The sequence below is a fragment of the Streptomyces coeruleorubidus genome (assembly GCF_008705135.1).
Classification (GTDB): Bacteria; Actinomycetota; Actinomycetes; order Streptomycetales; family Streptomycetaceae; genus Streptomyces; species Streptomyces coeruleofuscus.
In genome coordinates this window covers 8,055,863-8,073,404 of sequence record NZ_CP023694.1, presented here as the reverse complement: position 1 = coordinate 8,073,404, position 17,542 = coordinate 8,055,863, and the positions used below count along the sequence as shown (strand labels likewise).

The following is a 17,542-nucleotide window of genomic DNA, read 5'->3' as shown; positions in this document are numbered from 1 at the left end:
GCTCCGTGGTGTCTCGCGGCACCGGCCGGCGACTACGCGAGGGCTATTCGACCGATAGTGATCATCTCTTTCGTACGACGACGAAGTCCGCGAGCGCCGTGAACTGCTCCCGCACCCGGTCGGGCATGTCGACGGCGTCGAGGGCTTCGATGGCGATGGTGTGCTGGCGGCGGGCCTCGTCGGCGGTCCACTCGCGGCCGCCCGCCTCCTCGATGAGGGCGGCGCGGGCCGCGAACTCCTCCTCGGAGAAGGTCTCGACGTCGCTGCTCTTGGCGTCGGCGGCGAGGATCTCGCCGAGCCGCTCGGAGGCGGATCCGCCCGCCGCGAGCGCGGCCACGACCGGCAGCGACTTCTTGCGCTGGCGCAGGTCGCTCCAGGTCTGCTTGCCTGTGGAGACCGGGTCGCCCCAGATGCCGAGGAGGTCGTCGACGGCCTGGAAGGCGAGGCCCAGGTGGTAGCCGTACTTCTCCAGCGTGTCGGCGGTGCGGTCGTCGGCGCCGCCGAGGACGGCACCGATGGAGCTGGCGCAGGCGAGCAGGGCGCCGGTCTTGTTGCCCTCCATCTCCAGGCACTCCTCGACGGTGACGCGGTCGCGGTGCTCGTAGGAGATGTCCTGGGCCTGACCGTCGATCAGGGCGCGGGTCGCGGTGGTGAGACGGCGGGTGGCGCGGCCGGCCTCGACGGTGCCGAGTTCGAGGAGCACCTCGTTGGCGAGGGCGAACAGGGCGTCGCCGACGAGGATGGCCTGGGCGGGGCCGTGCACCTTCCAGACCGTGTCGCGGTGGCGGCGCTGTTCGTCGCCGTCCATCAGGTCGTCGTGGAGGAGGGAGAAGTTGTGGACGAGTTCCACGGCGACGGCGCCGGGGATGCCGGTCTCGGGGGCGGCTGACATGACCTCGGCGGACAGCACCGCGAGGGCGGGGCGCACGGCCTTGCCGCCGTCCCCCGCCGCGGGCCGGCCCTGGGCGTCGATCCATCCGAAGTGGTAAGCGGCAACAGTGTCCATGGGAGGTGCCAGGCGGTCGATGGCCGCCCGCAGTACCGGAGTGGCCAGGGTCCGGCCGCGCTCCAGGAGCGCGGTCACGTCCACCGCCTCGGCAGTCCTCGAGGCCGGGGGCACAGTGGGCACAGTCTCTCCTCTTGTTGCGGTACCGGGGGTGCGGGGGCCGTCTGCCGCGCTGCGTCCGAGCGTCACGCCGCCTCCTCGAACTCGAAGAGGTGGCGAGGGCGGGGCCGGCCCAGGGCGCCCAGCACGGCGTCCGCCGCGCTCACACCACTGCGGACCGCACTCTCCATGGTCGCGGGCCACCCGGTGGCGGTCCACGCTCCGGCCAGGTACAGGCCGGATGCCTTGGTGCGGGAGCCGGGCCTCAGGCGCCCGACTCCGGGGGTGGGAGCGAACGTCGCGGTGCGCTCCCGGGTGACGAAGAAGTCCTTCACTTCGGCGCCGCGGGTCAGCGGCAGCAGCCGCTCCAGCTCGGGCAGGTACCGCTCGCGCAGCACGGCCACGGGCTCGTCGATCTCGTCCTGGGCCGCCGACTGGGACAGGGCGAGGTACTGCCCCTCGCGCAGCCCGGAGGCCTCGGTCCGGTCGAAGACCCACTGCACCGGGGTGCCGAGGGCGGTGAAGAACGGCCGGCCGAGCACCTTGCGGTCGTACACCACATGGACGTTGAGGATGGGCGCGGTGCCGATCTCCAGGAGCCGCTCGGGCGCGTCGAGGGCATCCGCGGGCAGCAGGTCGTGCGCCTCGCGCTGCGGTACGGCGAGCACCACCGCGTCCGCCTGGAGCGTCTCGCCCGGAACCTGGACGCTCCACCCGCCGTTCCCGTCATGGGAGACGGAGGTGACGCGTGAACGGACCTCGGTGCGGACGCCCGCGGAGTCGAGCGCCTTGCGGGCCAGCCGGTCGTGCAGGTCGCCGAGCGGGACGCTCGCCCAGCCGATGTCGGCCGCGCCCGGGTCGGACAGCAGACCGGTCTTGAACACCATCGCGGCGAGCCCCAGGGAGGCATCGCCCGCGACCGCGTTGAGGGTGGCGACCCCGACCAGGTCCCACAGGGCCTCGACGGCGCGCTTCGACTGGCCGTGCGCGGCCAGCCAGCTGCCGAAGTCCTGTGTGTCCAGGGCCGGATCGGCGAGGTCGAGGCCCTTGAGCGCGAGCGCGGCCCGGCCGACCTTGGCGCGGTCGGCGAGCGACAGGTGCGGATAGGTGGCGAGGCTGCGGCCCAGGTGCAGAGGCACGGGCAGCGCGTCGCGCCGCAGCCTGCCGAGGCGCCGCCCCGCGGGCCGCGCGACGTCCAGGACGGGCACGTCGAGCCGGTCCTGGAGCGGGGCCAGCGCCGCGCCCTCGATGCGGTCGAGGAACCAGCGGTAGGCGGTGCAGCAGCGCAGGTACACGTGCTGTCCGTTGTCGACGGTCAGCTCGCCGCGCTGGAAGGAGAAGGCCAGGCCGCCGAGTCTCGGCCTGCCCTCCAGGAGGGTGACGCGCACGCCGGCGTCGGCGAGCGCGAGCGCGGTGGTGACGCCGGCGAGCCCGCCGCCCACCACGACGGTGTGCCGCCCCTTCGCGACCGGTCCCCGGGATCCCGTGCCGTGGGTCATCGTGCACCCTCCCCTGCGCGGCGGCCGTGCTGCTCGACTGGTGCGCGACCGACCGTCTCCGTCAGGGACGCCGTCCCACGCCGGAGGGTTGCCCACCACTTGTCTCCGACGGTTCGGCCGAGAGGGGCGCCGTGTCCACGCTCGTCCGCGGAGGCCACACGAGCGGAACCGCCCGACCCGGCGCCGACGACCGCGACTCGCCCCCGTCCGCAAGCTGTCCGGGAGCACAGGACGGCACCCGCGCGGCGGGCGTGAGCCCGGTGCTCGGTGGCATCCCTCTGGACCGGTTCGTTCGTCACGCACGCCTCCTGACGGCCCGTCGGGTCACATGGCGGGCGTCGAGGCCGGACAGGCCGCGCACGGCGACGTAGGCCTTCTCCCGGCCGGGCAGGGAGACGCGGCCGCGCAGCACGGCCTCGGGGTCGCGCTCGATGCGGTCGAGAAGGCGTCGGTAGATGCCGGCCATGGCGGCGACACAGGCGCCGCTGCGCCGGTCGAGCATGGGGAGCAGCCGGTAGCCCTCGGCGAAAAGAGCGCGGGCCCGTCGCACTTCGAAGTGCACGAGGCCCGCGAAGTCGGAGCCCTCCGGTGGCCGCGGCCCGCTGAAGCCGGCCGAGCAGCCGAACTTGGCGAGGTCGTCGGCGGGCAGATAGGTGCGTCCGCCCACGGCGTCCTCGCGGACGTCTCTGAGGATGTTGGTGAGCTGGAGCGCCAGACCGAGCGTGTCGGCATACTCCGGCGCGCGCTCGACACCGCGCGCCCCCGGTTCCGTGCCGAACACACCGAGCGAGAGCCGCCCGATGGCCCCCGCCACACAGCGGCAGTAGACCTTCAAGTCGTCCCAGGTCTCGTACGTCTCGCCGCGTACGTCCATCAGGACGCCGTCGATGAGCTCGTCCAGGCCGCCGAGCGGGATCGGGAAGTGCCCGGCGGCGTGCTTGAGGGCGACGGCGACCGGGTCGGTGTCGTCGTCCGCCACCCGGCCCTCGCGGATCCGGCTGAGCAGCGTCCGGGTCTCCTCCAGCCTGGCCACCTTGACGTCGTCGGCGAGCGCGCCGTCGCCGATGTCGTCGACCCGCCGCGAGAACGCGTACAGCGCCGACATCGCACGGCGCTGGGGCGTCGGCAGCAGCCGGATGCCGTAGGCGAAGTTACGGGCCTGCCGCCCGGTGACGGCCTCGCAGTAGCTGTAGGCGGCGAGTACCGGCGGGGATGCGTGTGGTTCCGACTCCACGGTCCGGATCACCCCTCTCCTCGCAGAGTCACGCCCACCTCACGCAGCAACTGGACCTTGCCGGGCTTGGGCGGGCCGGGAAGTACGTCGTAATCAGCGGCGGCGATGGCGCGGACGGCCGCCCTTCCCCCCGCCACGAACCCTGCGAGCAGCAGCTTCAACCTGCCGTGGACGCTACCCACCAGGGGGGCGCCTTCATTCAGGAGATCCAGGGCCCTTTGCGCTTCGTACGCAATCAGCGCACGGACCGACGCTCCGGCGGATTCCGTGACAAGGTCCGCCTCCTGGACGTGAAAGCGTTTCATGTCGGCGGCGGGCAGGTAAACGCGGTCGCGGCCGAGATCCTCGGCCACGTCCTGGAGGTGCTCGACGATCTGGAGGGCCGTGCAGATCATGTCGGAGCGGCGGATCCGCTCGGGTGTCGAGGTGCCGGTGACGGCGAGGACGAGACGGCCGACGGGGTTGGCGGAGAGCTCGCAGTAGGCGAGGAGGTCGTCGTAGGTCTCGTACCGGCCGACCAGTTGGTCCTGGCGGTTGGCGGCGATCAGGCCGAGGAACGGCTCGGGGGTCAGGGAGCGGCGGCGGACGGTCGGCTGGAGGCGGCGCAGCAGGGGGTGACGCGGGGTCGAGTCGAAGACCCTGCGCAGGTCGGCCTCGAAGGCGTCCAGCAGGACCAGCCGGTCCTCGGCCTCCTGCGGGGACACGCCGAGCAGTCGGGCGTCGGCGCCGCCGGGGGCCAGGTCGCCGTCGCCGATGTCGTCGACGAGACGGGCGAAGCCGTAGACGGCCATGAGGTCGGTGCGCCAGGCCCGGGGCAGGAAGAAGGGGGCCACCGGGAAGTTCTCACCCGCGGCCTTGTCGAGCGTGCCGCGCTCCGGATCGAGGGCGCGCGCCGTGCCGGTTCCCGTCACCACCGGCTGCCCGGCGCGGGGACGGCACGTGCTGCGTGGAGCTGGGGAGTTTCCGTAGCCATCGCCGTCACATCTCCCGTTCTACACTGCCGACCCAATACACACTATTTCGGACACGCCGCCCAGCCGTCCGCACGGCGGTGCGACGAGCGATGTCGCGCATTATCGCCCTGATTGCCGTGTTTCGGGACCGGTACAGCTTACGTTGTACAGCGCATCGAGGTTCGCCAGGGTGTCCCGCACATCACGAGAACACACCGATTGGCCCCAAGATTCCTAAGTAGGGCCGAAGTTGACGCTTCTTTTGCAGACGCAGGGCCCCGCCGGAACAGTTCCGGCGGGGCCCTGGACGGGCCGGACTACTTGCCGGTGAACTTCTCGTACTCCTTGAGCACCTCGTCGGTCGGGCCGTCCATCCGCAGCTCACCGCGTTCCAGCCACAGGACGCGGTCGCAGGTGTCGCGGATCGACTTGTTGTTGTGACTGACCAGAAACACGGTGCCGGCTTCCTTGCGCAGCTCGCGGATGCGGTCCTCGGAGCGCTTCTGGAACTTGCGGTCGCCGGTGGCCAGGGCCTCGTCGATCATCAGGACGTCGTGGTCCTTGGCGGCGGCGATGGAGAAGCGGAGACGGGCCGCCATGCCGGAGGAGTAGGTGCGCATGGGCAGGGTGATGAAGTCGCCCTTCTCGTTGATGCCGGAGAAGTCGACGATGTCCTGGTAGCGCTCCTTGATCTCCTCCCGGGACATGCCCATGGCGAGCCCGCCCAATATGACGTTCCGTTCGCCGGTGAGGTCGTTCATCAGGGCCGCGTTGACGCCGAGCAGCGAAGGCTGGCCGTCGGTGTAGACCTTGCCCTGCTCGGCGGGGAGGAGACCGGCGATGGCGCGCAGCAGGGTCGACTTGCCGGAGCCGTTGGAGCCGATCAGTCCGATCGCCTCGCCCCGGTACGCCACGAAGGAGACGCCCCGTACGGCGTGCACCTTGCGCACGCCCCGCGCCGTGTCGTCGGAGCCCCGCTTCAGGATGCGGCTGAGGGCGGCGGTGGCGCTGCCCTTGCCGGTCTTGGCACCGTTGACGCGGTAGACGATGTGCAGGTCGTCCGCGATGACGGTGGGGATCCGTTCGTCCTGCTTCGGCTCAGCCACGGCCGTACCTCTCCTCCGCCTTCCAGAAGTACACGAAGCCACCCAGGGCGAAGAGCACGGCCCAGCCGCCCGCGGCCGCCCAGACGTGGTCGGGCAGGAACTTCGAGTCGTATTCGTCGATGAGGGCGAAGCGCATCAGGTCCATGTAGATCGCGGCCGGGTTCCACTGGAGGACGTTCGCCATCCAGTCCGGCTTGTCCGCGAGAAAGATCGGGATGGAGAACATCACCCCGGACGCGTACATCCATGTCCGCATCACGAAGGGCATCAGCTGCGCGAGGTCGGGGGTCTTGGAGCCCGCCCGGGCCATGACGAGCGCGAGGCCGGTGTTGAAGCAGAACTGGAGGGCGAGCACCGGCACGATCAGCAGCCAGGACAGGTCCGGGTAGTGGCCGAAGCCGACCGCGATGGCGAACAGCACGATCATCGAGAACAGCAGCTGCTGGAGCTGCTGGAGCGCGAAGGAGATCGGCAGCGAGGCGCGCGGGAAGTGCAGGGCGCGGACCAGGCCGAGGTTGCCGGAGATCGCGCGCACGCCCGCCATCACCGAGCTCTGCGTGAAGGTGAACACGAAGACGCCCGTGACCAGGAAGGGGATGTACACCTCGCGGGACATGCCCCGGTCGGCCTCCAGGAGCAGACCGAAGATGAAGAAGTACACGGCCGCGTTCAGCAGCGGTGTGGCCACCTGCCACAGCTGGCCGAGCTTGGCCTGGCTGTACTGGGCCGTCAGCTTCGCGCGGGAGAAGGCGAGGATGAAGTGCCGCCGGTCCCAGAGCTGACGGACGTACTCGATGAGGGACGGCCGGGCGCCGCTCACGCTCAGCCCGTACTTGGCGGCGAGCTCCCTCGCCGTGAGGCCCTCGTCGGGCGCCGCGGGCGCGCTCACCGCGACCGGGGCGTCGTGCGTTGTCTCACTCACTAGTGGAAACTTTCGTCTTCGAGATGCGCGGCCTGTCCGGGCCGGTATGAGCCGGGGGCCAGGGTACGGCCCGAGGGCTCCCGGATACTTCCGGATACGAGCTTGTCAGATGACGGGGGGCCGGCCCAGTCGGGTCAGCCGCCACACCGTACGCCACTTCATGGGGCGGCGGCGTCCGCACGGGGTGGTCCAGCCCTCGCGGAATCCGCCGAACCAGGCCCGCAGGGCGGAGCGGGAGGGACGGCGTACGAGGGTGAGCAGCAGCCACACGCCGAGGTAGACGGGGACGAGGGGCGCGGGGAGGTTGCGGCGGGCGAGCCAGACGCGGTTGCGGGCGACCATGCGGTGGTAGACCGCGTGCCGCGAGGGAGCGGTCGTCGGGTGGTACAGCACCATGTCGGACCGGTAGTCGATCATCCAGCCCGCGTCGAGGGCCCGCCATGCCAGGTCGGTTTCCTCGTGGGCGTAGAAGAATTCGTCCGGGAGTCCGCCGACGTCGGCGAAGACCCGGGTGCGAACGGCGTTGGCGCCGCCGAGGAAGGTGGTGACCCGGGAGGAGCGCATCGGGTCGGAGGCCCGCAGCCGGGGCACGTGGCGGCGCTGGGTGACCCCGGTGTCGGGGTCGGCTATGCGGAAACTCACGATGCCGAGCTTCGGGTCGGCTTCGAAGGCCTTCCGGCACAGCTCGGCGGTGTCGTGGCCGGCCAGCAGGCCGTCGTCGTCGAGGAACAGCAGGATGTCGACGTCCCGGCCGGCCGGGCCGAAGGCCTCGATGCCGACGTTGCGGCCGCCGGGTATGCCGAGGTTCTCGGGCAGCTCGATCGTGCGGACGCCCTCGGGGACGTCCGGGACGGGCGAGCCGTTGCCGACGACGACCACCTCGACCGGGTCGCCGTCCTGCTTGGCGACGGAATCGAGCAGGGCGCGCAGTTCGTCGGGGCGGTTGCCCATGGTGATGATGACGGCGCCGACCTTCATGCCGCTCACTTCAGCCTGCTCGAAGCGAGGATGGAGACCAGGTGCAGCAGGGTCTGGACCAGCGCGATGCCGGCCAGCACGGCGACGCCGAGCCGGGAGAAGAACAGGTCGCCGCGGGCCTGGTCGACGATCGCCAGGACCAGGATCAGCAGGGACGCCTCGATGCCGAGGATCAGGCGGTGGAACTTGAACGCGGCGGCGGCCCTGCGGGCCAGCGCCATGCCGGAGGAGCGCATCTCGGCGGCGGCCTCCTGGACCGGCGGCTTTCCGGCCTGGTGGCGGGCGACGCCGACGAGGTCGGTCTCGGCCTTGATCAGGATGGCGCCGAGGGCGGCCAGGGTGCCGAGGAAGGCCCACAGCCAGTCGATCCGGCCGCTGCCCCACAGGTCCGCGGCGCGCAGGCCGAAGCCGACGAGCACCGCGGCGTCGGTGAGGTAGGCGCCGACGCGGTCCAGGTAGACGCCGTTGAGCGAGTACTGCTTCTTCCAGCGCGCGATCTCGCCGTCGACACAGTCCAGCAGGAGGTACATCTGGACCATGACGACGCCGAGCACGGCGCCCGGGATCCCCGGCACGAGAAGTGCCGGGGCCGCGAGCACACCGAAGACGGTCATCAGGTACGTGAGCTGGTTGGGCGTGACCCGGGTGTTCACCAGGTAGCGGTCGACCCGCAGGGACACCTCACGCATGTAGAGGCGTCCCATCCAGTGCTCACCGCTGCGCCGGTCCTTCACCCCCGCGGGGTGAACGACGGGACGCAGTTCAGCTACCGATGGCCTTGACATAGTCGGCGTAGGTGTCCTTGATCTGTTCGGTGTTCAGGTCGAGGTGTTCGAGGATGGTGTAACGGCCGGGCCGGGTCTCCGGGGCGAACGCGACGGCCTTGACGAACTCGTCCGTCGTGAAGCCGATCTCGTCCGGCAGCACGGGCAGCCCGTGCCGGCGCAGCACCTCGGCCATGTACGCCGACTCGTCGTGCGCCCCGCGCAGCCACATCGCGAAGGCCGCGCCGAGACCGCACTGCTCGCCGTGGGCGGCGGCCCGCTTCGGGTAGAGCAGGTCGAAGGCGTGGTTGATCTCGTGGCACGCCCCGGAGGACGGCCGCGAGTCGCCCGACACCGACATGGCGATGCCGCTGAGGACCAGCGCCTCGGCGAGCACCTGGAGGAAGTCGTTGTCCCCGATGCCGCCCGGGTGCCGCAGTACGGCCTCGCCGGCCTGGCGGGCCATGGCCGCGGCGAGACCGTCGATCCGCTCGCCCTTGACGCGGTTGGCCAGCTCCCAGTCGGCGATCGCCGAGATGTTGGAGACGGCGTCGCCGATGCCGGCGCGGACGAAACGGACCGGGGCCTCACGGATGACGTCCAGGTCGATGACGACCGCGATCGGGTTCGGCACGCCGTAGGAGCCGCGGCCCGCGTCGTTGTCGAGGGTGGCGACCGGCGAGCACAGGCCGTCGTGCGCCAGGTTCGTGGGCACGGCGACCAGGGGCAGGCCGACCCGGGCCGCGGCGAACTTGGCGCAGTCGATGATCTTGCCGCCGCCGAGGCCGACGACCGCGTCGTAGTGGCCGGCCTTTATGTCGCTCGCCAGCCGGACCGCGTCGTCGAGGGTGCCGCCGCCGACCTCGTACCAGGTGGCGCCGGGCATGCCGGGCGAGATGCGCTCGCGCAGCTTGGCGCCGGAGCCGCCGCTCACCGCGACGGCGAGGCGGCCGGAGTGCGAGATGCGCTCGTCGGCGAGGACGCACGCCAGGTCGTCGAGGGCACCCGGGCGGATGTCCACGACCAGCGGCGAGGGGATGAGCCGGGTCAGTACTGGCATGCGATCTCCCGTCCACGGGCGAGATCGTCGTGGTTGTCGATCTCCACCCACTTGACGTCGCCGATCGGCGCCACGTCGATACGGAAGCCGCGGTTCACCAGCTCCTGGTAGCCGTGCTCGTAGAACTGCTGCGGGTCGGTCTCCCACACGGTCTTCAGCGCGTCGGCCAGTTCGGCGGCCGCGTCGCCCTCGATGAGGGTGACGCCGATGTACTCGCCGGTGGCCTCGGCGGGTTCCATCAGCTTGGTGATCTTCGTCATGCCCTTGGCGGGGTCGACGACGACCTTCATCTCCTCGTCGGCCAGGTCCTTCACGGTGTCCAGGGCGAGGATGATCTTCTTGCCGTCGCCGCGGGCGGCGAGCAGCGTCTCCTCGACGGAGACCGGGTGGACGGTGTCGCCGTTGGCGAGGATCACGCCGTCCTTGAGGGCGTCACGCCCGCACCACAGGGAGTAGGCGTTGTTCCACTCCTCGGCCTTGTCGTTGTCGATGAGGGTGAGCTTGAGGCCGTACTTCGCCTCCAGCGCCTCCTTGCGCGCGTACACGGCCTCCTTGCGGTAGCCGACGATGATCGCGGCTTCCGTGAGGCCGACCTCGGCGAAGTTGGCGAGGGTCAGGTCGAGAACCGTGGGTTCGCCCTCTATGCCCGCGGGCCCCACCGGCACCAGAGCCTTGGGAAGGCTGTCGGTGTAGGGGCGCAGACGCCGTCCGGCGCCGGCCGCCAGCACGAGGCCGATCATGCGGGTTCTCCTTCATCGTGTACGGCGGGCGCCCCTGCGGACACCCAGAAGCGGATGCTCTCGACGAGCACCACCAGGGCCACGGCCACGGCGAGAGCCGTGAGCGCGACCGTGAACTGCGAGGCGGTGAGCAGCGCGGCGAGGACGGTGACGAGCAGCGTCCGTCCTTCGTGCCCCCCGATGGAACGCACCAGCCAGGCCGGGGGCGCTCCGGCGTTGCCGCGGATGCGGTACACCGTGTCGTAGTGATGGTAGGCGACCGCGCCCACCAGCCCGAAAGCCGCAGGAAGGGCTCCGTTCACGTCCGCCCGGGCCGCCAGGACCAGGACGGTGCCGTATTCGGCGGCGCGGAGGAACGGGGGGACCAGCCAGTCGAGGGCGCCCTTGAGGGGGCGGGCGACGGCCAGGCCGGAGGTGAGGGCGTAGGCGAGGGCGGCGACGATCGTCCAGGGTCCGCCGAAGCCGGTCAGCGCGGCCGTGAGGACCACGGCGAGACCCCCGAGGAGGGCGACGGCGGGGGTCGCGAAGCCCGGCAGCCTGCGCGCGGGCTTCTTGAGGGCCTCCGCCACGCCCTGGGCGAGCGGTCCGCTGTCCGCGAGGTCGGCGAGCGCCCCGGCCGCCCGGTCGGTCCGCCGGGCCTTGCGGGTCAGGGAGCGCAGCACCCGGCCCGCCGTGGTGTACGTCGCCGCGAAGGCGCAGCCGATGAGCAACGCGTAGAAGGTGATGCGGGGAGTGGTGACCGCCGTGAGCACCGCGATCATCGCCCAGCGCTCGCCGATGGGCAGGACGATCATGCGGCGCACCCAGACCGTCCAGCCGACGCTGTCGAGCTTGTCGGAGAGGGCGGCGGTGGGGCTGGTGTTGGCGGTGGCGTCGTGGTTGGCCTCGTTGAAGGAGAAGTCCACGACGTGCCGGCAGGTCTGGAGGACCATGGCCCCGAGGGCGAGGGCCCAGACGTCGTCTCCGCCGCGGGCGGCACCGAGGGCGAGACCGGCGTAGTAGGCGTACTCCTTGGCCCGGTCGAAGGTGGCGTCGAGCCAGGCGCCGAGCGTGGAGTACTGGAGGGAGTAGCGGGCGAGCTGGCCGTCGGTGCAGTCCAGTACGAAGGACGCGATCAGCAGGACGCCGGCCGCGACGAAGCCCCCGCGGGTGCCGGTGGCCGCGCAGGCCGCCGCTATGAGGGCGGTGAGGAGTGAGGCGGTGGTGACCTGGTTGGGGGTCAGGCCGCGGCGGGCGCACCAGCGGGCGATGTAGCGGGAGTACGGGCTGATGCAGTAGGTGGTGAAGAAGCCGTCGCGGGACTTCACTGCCGACTTCAGGCGTACGGCCTCGTCGTCGACGTCCGCCACCGCCTGCCGTGCCTCGTTGCGGGCCTGCGGGTCGGCGGGGACGGTGGCGACGAGGCTGCCCAGTTCGGGGCGGTGCACGTCGGCGCCGTCGGCGTCGAGGGCGGTGAGGATGCGGTCGGCGAGGCTGTCGACGAGGGTGGTGCCGCCGCCCGCGGAGTTCTCGCGGGCCATCGCCCGGGTCAGGGCCTGGCGGCCGGCCGGCTGGGCGGTGACGGCGCCCGGGATCGCGGCGAGCGGGAAGCGGGGGTCGGTGAGACCGAGGCGCAGCGCGTGCACATGCCCCACGAATCGGGCGTCGACCAGGGCGACCCTCTCCTCGCCCGGCACCCCGGCAAGCAGGGTCTCGGCCTCGGCGGCGTCGGCCGCCACCCGCACGTCGAAGCCGAGGGACCGCAGATCGCCCTCGATCGACGATCCGGGGACCGGCTGACCGGTGAGGATGGCGGTCGACAACCGAATTCACTCCCTGGGGACCGACGCGTCCGCGCCAGTGCTGTACATGGTGGGGGCGCCCGCGCCGGAAGCTCCCGGCCGGCATGTCGGCAGAGGCTATCGGATGCCGGGAGGGCCACGTTCACCGCCTGTTCGGCAGATCGATCTACGTGGTTCGCATAAGCCCTTGCCGCGATCATCATCGTGGATCCGGGGCCCGCCCCACAAACCGCGCCCCCCAGACCGGACATCGGGGACATCGCGCCGGGTCCGGCCCTGGCCGCATAGGGTGGACGACCATGACTTGGCTGATCACCGGCGGGGCCGGCTACATCGGGGCCCACGTGGCCAGGGCCATGAACGAGGCCGGGGAGCGCGTCCTCGCCCTGGACGACCTCTCGTTCGGAGTGCCCGCGCGGCTCCCGGCGGACGTACCGCTCGTCGAGGGCTCCTCGCTCGACGGTGACCTGCTGAAGCGGGTGTTCGCCGAGCACGGCGTGACGGGTGTGGTGCATCTCGCGGCGCGCAAGCAGGTCGCCGAGTCGGTCGCGCGGCCGACGCGGTACTACCAGGAGAACGTGGGCGGTCTGGCGACCCTCCTGGACGCGGTCGCCGAAGCCGGGATCGAGCGCTTCGTGTTCTCGTCGTCGGCGGCGGTGTACGGCGACCCGGGGGTGGACCTCATCACAGAGGACACACCCTGTGCGCCGGTGAACCCGTACGGCGAGACCAAGCTCGCCGGGGAGTGGCTGGTGCGGGCGGCCGGCCACGCGCACGGGATCTCCACCGTATGTCTGCGCTATTTCAACGTGGCGGGCGCGGCCGCGCCGGAACTGGCCGACACGGGTGTCTTCAACATCGTCCCGATGGTCTTCGACCGGCTGACGCGCGACGAGGCGCCCAGGATCTTCGGTGACGACTATCCGACCCCTGACGGCACCTGTGTCCGTGACTACATTCACGTCGCCGACTTGGCCGAGGCGCATCTCGCGGCGGCGCGGCGGCTCGCCGGCGAGGACGTCACGGGCGATCTGACGGTCAACATCGGCCGGGGCGAGGGCGTCTCGGTGCGCGAACTCATCACGGTCATCGGCGAGGTCACCGGCGACCGCCGGTCACCGCTCGTCGAGGGACGCCGCCCCGGGGACGCCCCGCGGGCGGTCGCCTCGGCGGCCCGGGCGGCCGGGGAGCTCGGGTGGACCGCGCGGCGCGGGGTGCGCGAGATGGCCGAGTCGGCATGGCGGGGCTGGCTCCTGCACCACGGCTCGTGAGCGCGGCTCCCGACCGGTTGAGGGTGCCCTGACCTGCGCATCGTTTCCGCAGGTCAGGGCACATGACAACGGTGTTCAGTGCCGCGTTGCGCATACCCCCTCCCCGTAGTTCACTGGGTGCCCGAGCGGGATCAGACGGGTACTCGGACGGACACAGGAGGGGCTTTCATGGGGGCTGGGCACGATCACGGGCACGCGCACGGCGCGCCGGCCGGCGGTACGGCGACCTCGGCGTACCGCGGCAGGCTGCGGGTCGCGCTGGCGATCACGCTCGGCATCGTGGTCGTCCAGATCGTCGGAGGGGTGCTCGCCGACTCGCTCGCGCTCGTCGCGGACTCGGCGCACATGGCGACGGACGCGCTGGGCCTGGGCATGGCGCTGCTGGCGATCCGCTTCGCGAACCGCCCGCCCAGCGACCAGGCGACCTTCGGGTACGCCCGCGCCGAGATACTCGCCGCCCTGGCCAACTGTCTGCTGCTGCTCGGGGTCGGCGGGTACGTCGTGTACGAGTCGGTCCAGCGCTTCGTCACCCCGGCGGGCACCGAGGGCCACCTCGCTGTCGTGTTCGGTGCCATCGGCCTGGTCGCGAACATGGTGTCGCTGGCGCTGCTGATGCGCGGCCAGAAGGAGAGCCTGAACGTGCGCGGCGCGTTCCTGGAGGTGGCGGCGGACGCCCTGGGCTCGGTCACGGTGATCGTCTCGGCCCTGGTGATCATGTTCACCGGCTGGCAGGCCGCCGACCCGATCGCCTCGCTGGTCATCGCCCTGATGATCGTGCCGCGCACGGTGAAGCTGCTGCGCGAGACCCTGAACGTCCTGCTGGAGGCGGCGCCCAAGGGCGTCGACATGGCGGAGGTGCGGGCCCACATCCTGGCGACCGACGGGGTGGAGGACGTCCACGACCTGCACGCCTGGACGATCACCTCGGGCATGCCGGTGCTGTCGGCGCACGTGGTCGTCAGCTCGGAGGTGCTGAGCGCGATAGGCCACGAGAAGATGCTCCACGAGCTCCAGGACTGTCTCGGCGGCCACTTCGACGTGGAGCACTGCACCTTTCAGCTGGAGCCGAGCGGGCATCGGGAGCACGAGGCGCACCTCTGTCACTGACGCGTTCGCCTCTGAGGCGTGTGGGACTGATGGCGCTGGTGGGGCGCATTCGGTCTTGAGTGCGCCGGGGTACGCAGCCCTCCGGCGCGCGCCCGCGCCCTGGCTCTCACCGCACCGGCGGGGACGATTTTCGGCCCATCGTGCCGGGCACGCTCACCTACTGGGTCCCTCTTCCGGGGCCGAGCGGCGCCGTCCGCGCTCCGCGCCGCCGCGCGGGACATGCGGGCGCGGCGCGAAGTGCCGGGAGTGCCGGATTCGTACGGCAGACTTGGGGCGCGAAGACCGATGTGAAGGATGGGTATGCCGATCACACCTGCCACCGCGACGCACAGCCCGTCGAGCGGCACCGCAGACGCGATTTTGCTGGAACTGGTCGACGAGGACGGCGTGACGATCGGCACCGCGGAGAAGCTCGCCGCCCACCAGCCGCCCGGGCAGCTGCACCGCGCGTTCTCCGTGTTCCTCTTCGACGAGTACGGCCGGCTGCTGCTCCAGCAGCGGGCGCTGGGCAAGTACCACTCCCCCAGTGTGTGGTCGAACACCTGCTGCGGCCACCCCTACCCCGGTGAGGCGCCCTTCGCGGCGGCGGCGCGGCGGACCTTCGAGGAGCTCGGCGCCTCACCCTCCCTGCTGGCCGAGGCGGGCACGGTCCGCTACAACCACCCGGACCCGGAGTCCGGGCTGGTGGAGCAGGAGTACAACCACCTCTTCGTCGGGATGGTGCAGGCCGTGCTGCGGCCGGACCCGGCGGAGGTGGCGTCGACGGCGTTCGTGACCCCGCCCGAGCTCGCGGAGCGGCACGCCAAGGACACCTTCTCGTCCTGGTTCATGACCGTCCTGGACGCGGCCCGGCCGGCGATCAGGGAGCTGACCGGCACGTCGGCCGGCTGGTGACGACGGCCCTGACGACAGGGTCTACAGGAAGCGCACGGGTTTGAGCGGCAGGGTGGCCCAGATCACCTTGCCGCCGCTCGCGGTGTAGTCGACCTCGCACACCCCGCCCGCTTCCCGGGTGATCTCGCGCACCAGCAGCAGTCCGCGGCCGCCGGTCCGGCCGTGGTCGGTCTCCAGTGCGGTCGGCCGGTACGGGTGGCTGTCCTCCACGGACACGCGCAGCCACTCGGCGCCGACGGCCAGCTCGACGGCGATGGTCGGCGAGAGCACCGCCGCGTGTTTCACGGCGTTCGTCACCAGCTCCGAGACGATCAGCAGCAGCCCCTGGGCCAGGTCGTCAGAGACGGGCACCCCCTGACGCAGCAGCAGGTCCCGTACGGCATGCCGCGCCTGCGGCACCGAGGCGTCGACCGCTGGTGCGGTGAACCGCCAGACCCCTTCGTACGGCAGCGGATCCTCGGGCCCCTGGCCGAGGGGCGCCGCGCCGCCCTCTGGGCGTGGACCGAACCCACGCCCGTCGTCGTCCATCGTCCGGTCGCCACCCTCGCGCTCGATTGTCGCCACACCCCGAGTGTTGGTAACGATGCGCTCCGTACCCCAGAGTTGACCAGAAGTCAGCAAGTATCGAGCACTTCTGACCGTTGGCGTATGACACGGTCAGTTGTGGGACTGGTCCTGTCCCTGTTGTGCCGTCTCGGCGAACTATTCGGGTTGTACGGGTTTGGCATCCGGATAGCATCCGGCGCATGGAGCCGCAGCTGCTGTACAGCGTGACCGACTCGGTCGCGACGGTCGTCATCCGTCATCCCGAGAAGCGCAACGCCATGACGTCCGCCATGTGGCGCTCCCTGCCGCCGCTGCTGGAGGGGCTCGCGGGCGATCCGGCCGTGCGGGCGCTGGTGCTCACCGGCGAGGGCGGGACGTTCTGCGCCGGGGCCGACATATCGACGCTGCGGGGCTCGCCGCAGGAGGCGCAGCGGCTGGCGGTGGAGGCGGAGGAGGCGCTCGCCGCGTTCCCGAAGCCGACGCTGGCGGCGGTGCGCGGGCACTGCGTGGGCGGCGGGGCGCAGCTGGCGGCGGCCTGTGATCTGCGGTTCGCCGAGGAGGGGGCGCTGTTCGGCGTGACCCCCGCGAAGCTCGGCATCGTCTATCCGGCGTCCTCGACCAGGCGGCTGGTCTCCCTGGTCGGGCCGGCCACCGCCAAGTACCTGCTGTTCTCCGGGGAACTGGTCGACGCGGAACGGGCGCTGCGTACCGGGCTGGCCGACGAGGTGCTGCCCGAGGGGGAACTGGGCAAGCGGGTCGCCGAGTTCACCCGGATCCTGGCGTCCCGTTCGCAGCTCACCCAGGCCGCGGCCAAGGAGTTCGCGAACGGGCGCACGGACCGCGACGCCCACTGGGCCGCACAGGCACGCGAGAGCGGCGACACCGCCGAGGGCGTCGCCGCGTTCCTGGAGCGCAGGCAGCCGCGGTTCGGCTGGAGTGTGCCTACGTCAGGATGACGTCCGCGTGTGACCGGAGCAGTTCGACGATGTGCGTGGGCGCCTTCTCGGGTGATCCGGCGTCGTAGGGCGGCTGCGGGTCGTACTCGGTGGCGAGCTGGACGATCTGCGCGTGGTCGTCGCCCGCGATCCGGCCGAGCAGGGTCAGTCCCATGTCGATGCCGGAGGAGACGCCGGCGGCGGTGACGTACTTGCCGTCGGTGACGACCCTCTCCCCCGTGGGCTCGGCGCCGTGGCGCTTCAGCTCCTCCAGGGCCAGCCAGTGGGACGTCGCGCGGCGCCCCTGGAGGAGTCCGGCGGCGGCGAGCAGCAGGGAGCCGGTGCACACGGATGTCGTCCAGGTGCTGGTGGCGTCGGCGGAACGCAGCCAGGTGAGCAGGGGCCCGTCCGCCGCCAGGGGGAGCGGGCCCGGGCCGCCGGGGACCACGATGATGTCGGGGTTCGGCACGTCGGCCAGGGTCCGTTCGGCGAGTAACGCGAGGTTCCGGGAGTCGTTCCGTACGGGGCCGGTCTCCTCGGCGACGAAGACGGTCTCCGCGTCCGGGAGCCGGCCGAGGGTCTCGTAGGGGCCGATGGCGTCGAGGGCGGTGAAGCCGTCGTAGAGGACGATGGCGATCTGCATGGGT

At 71.4% G+C, this 17,542-nt stretch carries 18 protein-coding genes; 4 read left to right on the top strand and 14 right to left on the bottom strand.

Annotated features, from left to right (window positions below):
* Positions 1–61 precede the first annotated feature (61 nt).
* The 12 genes from CP976_RS37090 to CP976_RS37040 form a co-directional block, all read right to left on the bottom strand.
* Positions 62–1,195, bottom strand: coding sequence for a polyprenyl synthetase family protein (locus tag CP976_RS37090; RefSeq protein WP_150484256.1), 1,134 nt, complete (start codon positions 1,193–1,195; stop codon positions 62–64).
* Complete coding sequence (gene hpnE / locus CP976_RS37085) at positions 1,192–2,604, bottom strand: hydroxysqualene dehydroxylase HpnE (RefSeq protein WP_150484255.1); 1,413 nt, start codon at positions 2,602–2,604, stop codon at positions 1,192–1,194. The genes CP976_RS37090 and hpnE overlap by 4 nt, the downstream gene beginning before the upstream one ends.
* Positions 2,601–2,762, bottom strand: a complete 162-nt coding sequence (locus CP976_RS44730; protein ID WP_373304876.1) for a DUF6380 family protein — start codon at positions 2,760–2,762, stop codon at positions 2,601–2,603. Before CP976_RS44730 ends, hpnE begins: the two co-directional genes overlap by 4 nt.
* Before the next feature lie 137 nt (positions 2,763–2,899).
* A complete protein-coding gene (hpnD, locus tag CP976_RS37080) occupies positions 2,900–3,850 on the bottom strand; it encodes a presqualene diphosphate synthase HpnD (protein WP_150484254.1) in 951 nt (316 codons plus the stop codon).
* The gene (hpnC, locus tag CP976_RS37075; protein WP_150484253.1) at positions 3,847–4,749 is read right to left on the bottom strand and encodes a squalene synthase HpnC; all 903 of its coding nucleotides are present in this window, start codon (positions 4,747–4,749) and stop codon (positions 3,847–3,849) included. Before hpnC ends, hpnD begins: the two co-directional genes overlap by 4 nt.
* 359 nt (positions 4,750–5,108) lie before the next feature.
* Positions 5,109–5,897: an ABC transporter ATP-binding protein gene (locus CP976_RS37070; RefSeq protein ID WP_167537494.1), complete on the bottom strand. Its 789-nt coding sequence runs from the start codon at positions 5,895–5,897 to the stop codon at positions 5,109–5,111.
* A complete protein-coding gene (locus tag CP976_RS37065; protein ID WP_150484252.1) occupies positions 5,890–6,819 on the bottom strand; it encodes an ABC transporter permease in 930 nt (309 codons plus the stop codon). The genes CP976_RS37070 and CP976_RS37065 overlap by 8 nt, the downstream gene beginning before the upstream one ends.
* Before the next feature lie 105 nt (positions 6,820–6,924).
* Entirely contained in the window at positions 6,925–7,797 is an 873-nt protein-coding gene (locus CP976_RS37060; RefSeq protein WP_150485668.1) for a glycosyltransferase family 2 protein, read from the bottom strand.
* Positions 7,798–7,802: 5 nt separating this feature from the next.
* The gene (locus CP976_RS37055) at positions 7,803–8,582 is read right to left on the bottom strand and encodes a CDP-alcohol phosphatidyltransferase family protein (RefSeq protein WP_150484251.1); all 780 of its coding nucleotides are present in this window, start codon (positions 8,580–8,582) and stop codon (positions 7,803–7,805) included.
* Positions 8,560–9,621 (bottom strand): iron-containing alcohol dehydrogenase family protein, encoded by a 1,062-nt coding sequence (locus CP976_RS37050; protein WP_150484250.1) that lies wholly within the window; start codon positions 9,619–9,621, stop codon positions 8,560–8,562. The genes CP976_RS37055 and CP976_RS37050 overlap by 23 nt, the downstream gene beginning before the upstream one ends.
* Positions 9,609–10,361, bottom strand: a complete 753-nt coding sequence (locus CP976_RS37045; protein ID WP_150484249.1) for a phosphocholine cytidylyltransferase family protein — start codon at positions 10,359–10,361, stop codon at positions 9,609–9,611. The genes CP976_RS37050 and CP976_RS37045 overlap by 13 nt, the downstream gene beginning before the upstream one ends.
* Positions 10,358–12,163: a DUF5941 domain-containing protein gene (locus CP976_RS37040; protein WP_150484248.1), complete on the bottom strand. Its 1,806-nt coding sequence runs from the start codon at positions 12,161–12,163 to the stop codon at positions 10,358–10,360. The genes CP976_RS37045 and CP976_RS37040 overlap by 4 nt, the downstream gene beginning before the upstream one ends.
* A 278-nt stretch (positions 12,164–12,441) precedes the next feature.
* Between CP976_RS37040 and galE the strand changes: the two genes are divergently transcribed.
* The 3 genes from galE (at position 12,442) to idi (ending at position 15,414) form a co-directional block, all read left to right on the top strand.
* Positions 12,442–13,413, top strand: a complete 972-nt coding sequence (galE, locus tag CP976_RS37035; RefSeq protein ID WP_150484247.1) for a UDP-glucose 4-epimerase GalE — start codon at positions 12,442–12,444, stop codon at positions 13,411–13,413.
* Positions 13,414–13,581: 168 nt separating this feature from the next.
* On the top strand, positions 13,582–14,520 hold the full coding sequence (locus CP976_RS37030) for a cation diffusion facilitator family transporter (protein ID WP_150484246.1): 939 nt from the start codon (positions 13,582–13,584) through the stop codon (positions 14,518–14,520).
* Between the two features lie 300 nt (positions 14,521–14,820).
* Positions 14,821–15,414, top strand: coding sequence for an isopentenyl-diphosphate Delta-isomerase (gene idi / locus CP976_RS37025; protein ID WP_150484245.1), 594 nt, complete (start codon positions 14,821–14,823; stop codon positions 15,412–15,414).
* Positions 15,415–15,435: 21 nt separating this feature from the next.
* Here idi and CP976_RS37020 read toward each other — a convergent pair whose 3' ends face one another.
* The gene (locus CP976_RS37020) at positions 15,436–15,942 is read right to left on the bottom strand and encodes an ATP-binding protein (protein ID WP_150485667.1); all 507 of its coding nucleotides are present in this window, start codon (positions 15,940–15,942) and stop codon (positions 15,436–15,438) included.
* Between the two features lie 218 nt (positions 15,943–16,160).
* Here CP976_RS37020 and CP976_RS37015 point away from each other — a divergent pair, with 218 nt between their 5' ends.
* Positions 16,161–16,916 carry an enoyl-CoA hydratase/isomerase family protein gene (locus CP976_RS37015; protein ID WP_150484244.1) on the top strand — a complete coding sequence of 252 codons (756 nt, stop codon included), beginning with the start codon at positions 16,161–16,163 and terminating at the stop codon, positions 16,914–16,916.
* Here CP976_RS37015 and CP976_RS37010 read toward each other — a convergent pair.
* On the bottom strand, positions 16,903–17,538 hold the full coding sequence (locus tag CP976_RS37010; RefSeq protein ID WP_150484243.1) for a DJ-1/PfpI family protein: 636 nt from the start codon (positions 17,536–17,538) through the stop codon (positions 16,903–16,905). The genes CP976_RS37015 and CP976_RS37010 overlap by 14 nt on opposite strands.
* Positions 17,539–17,542: the final 4 nt, after the last annotated feature.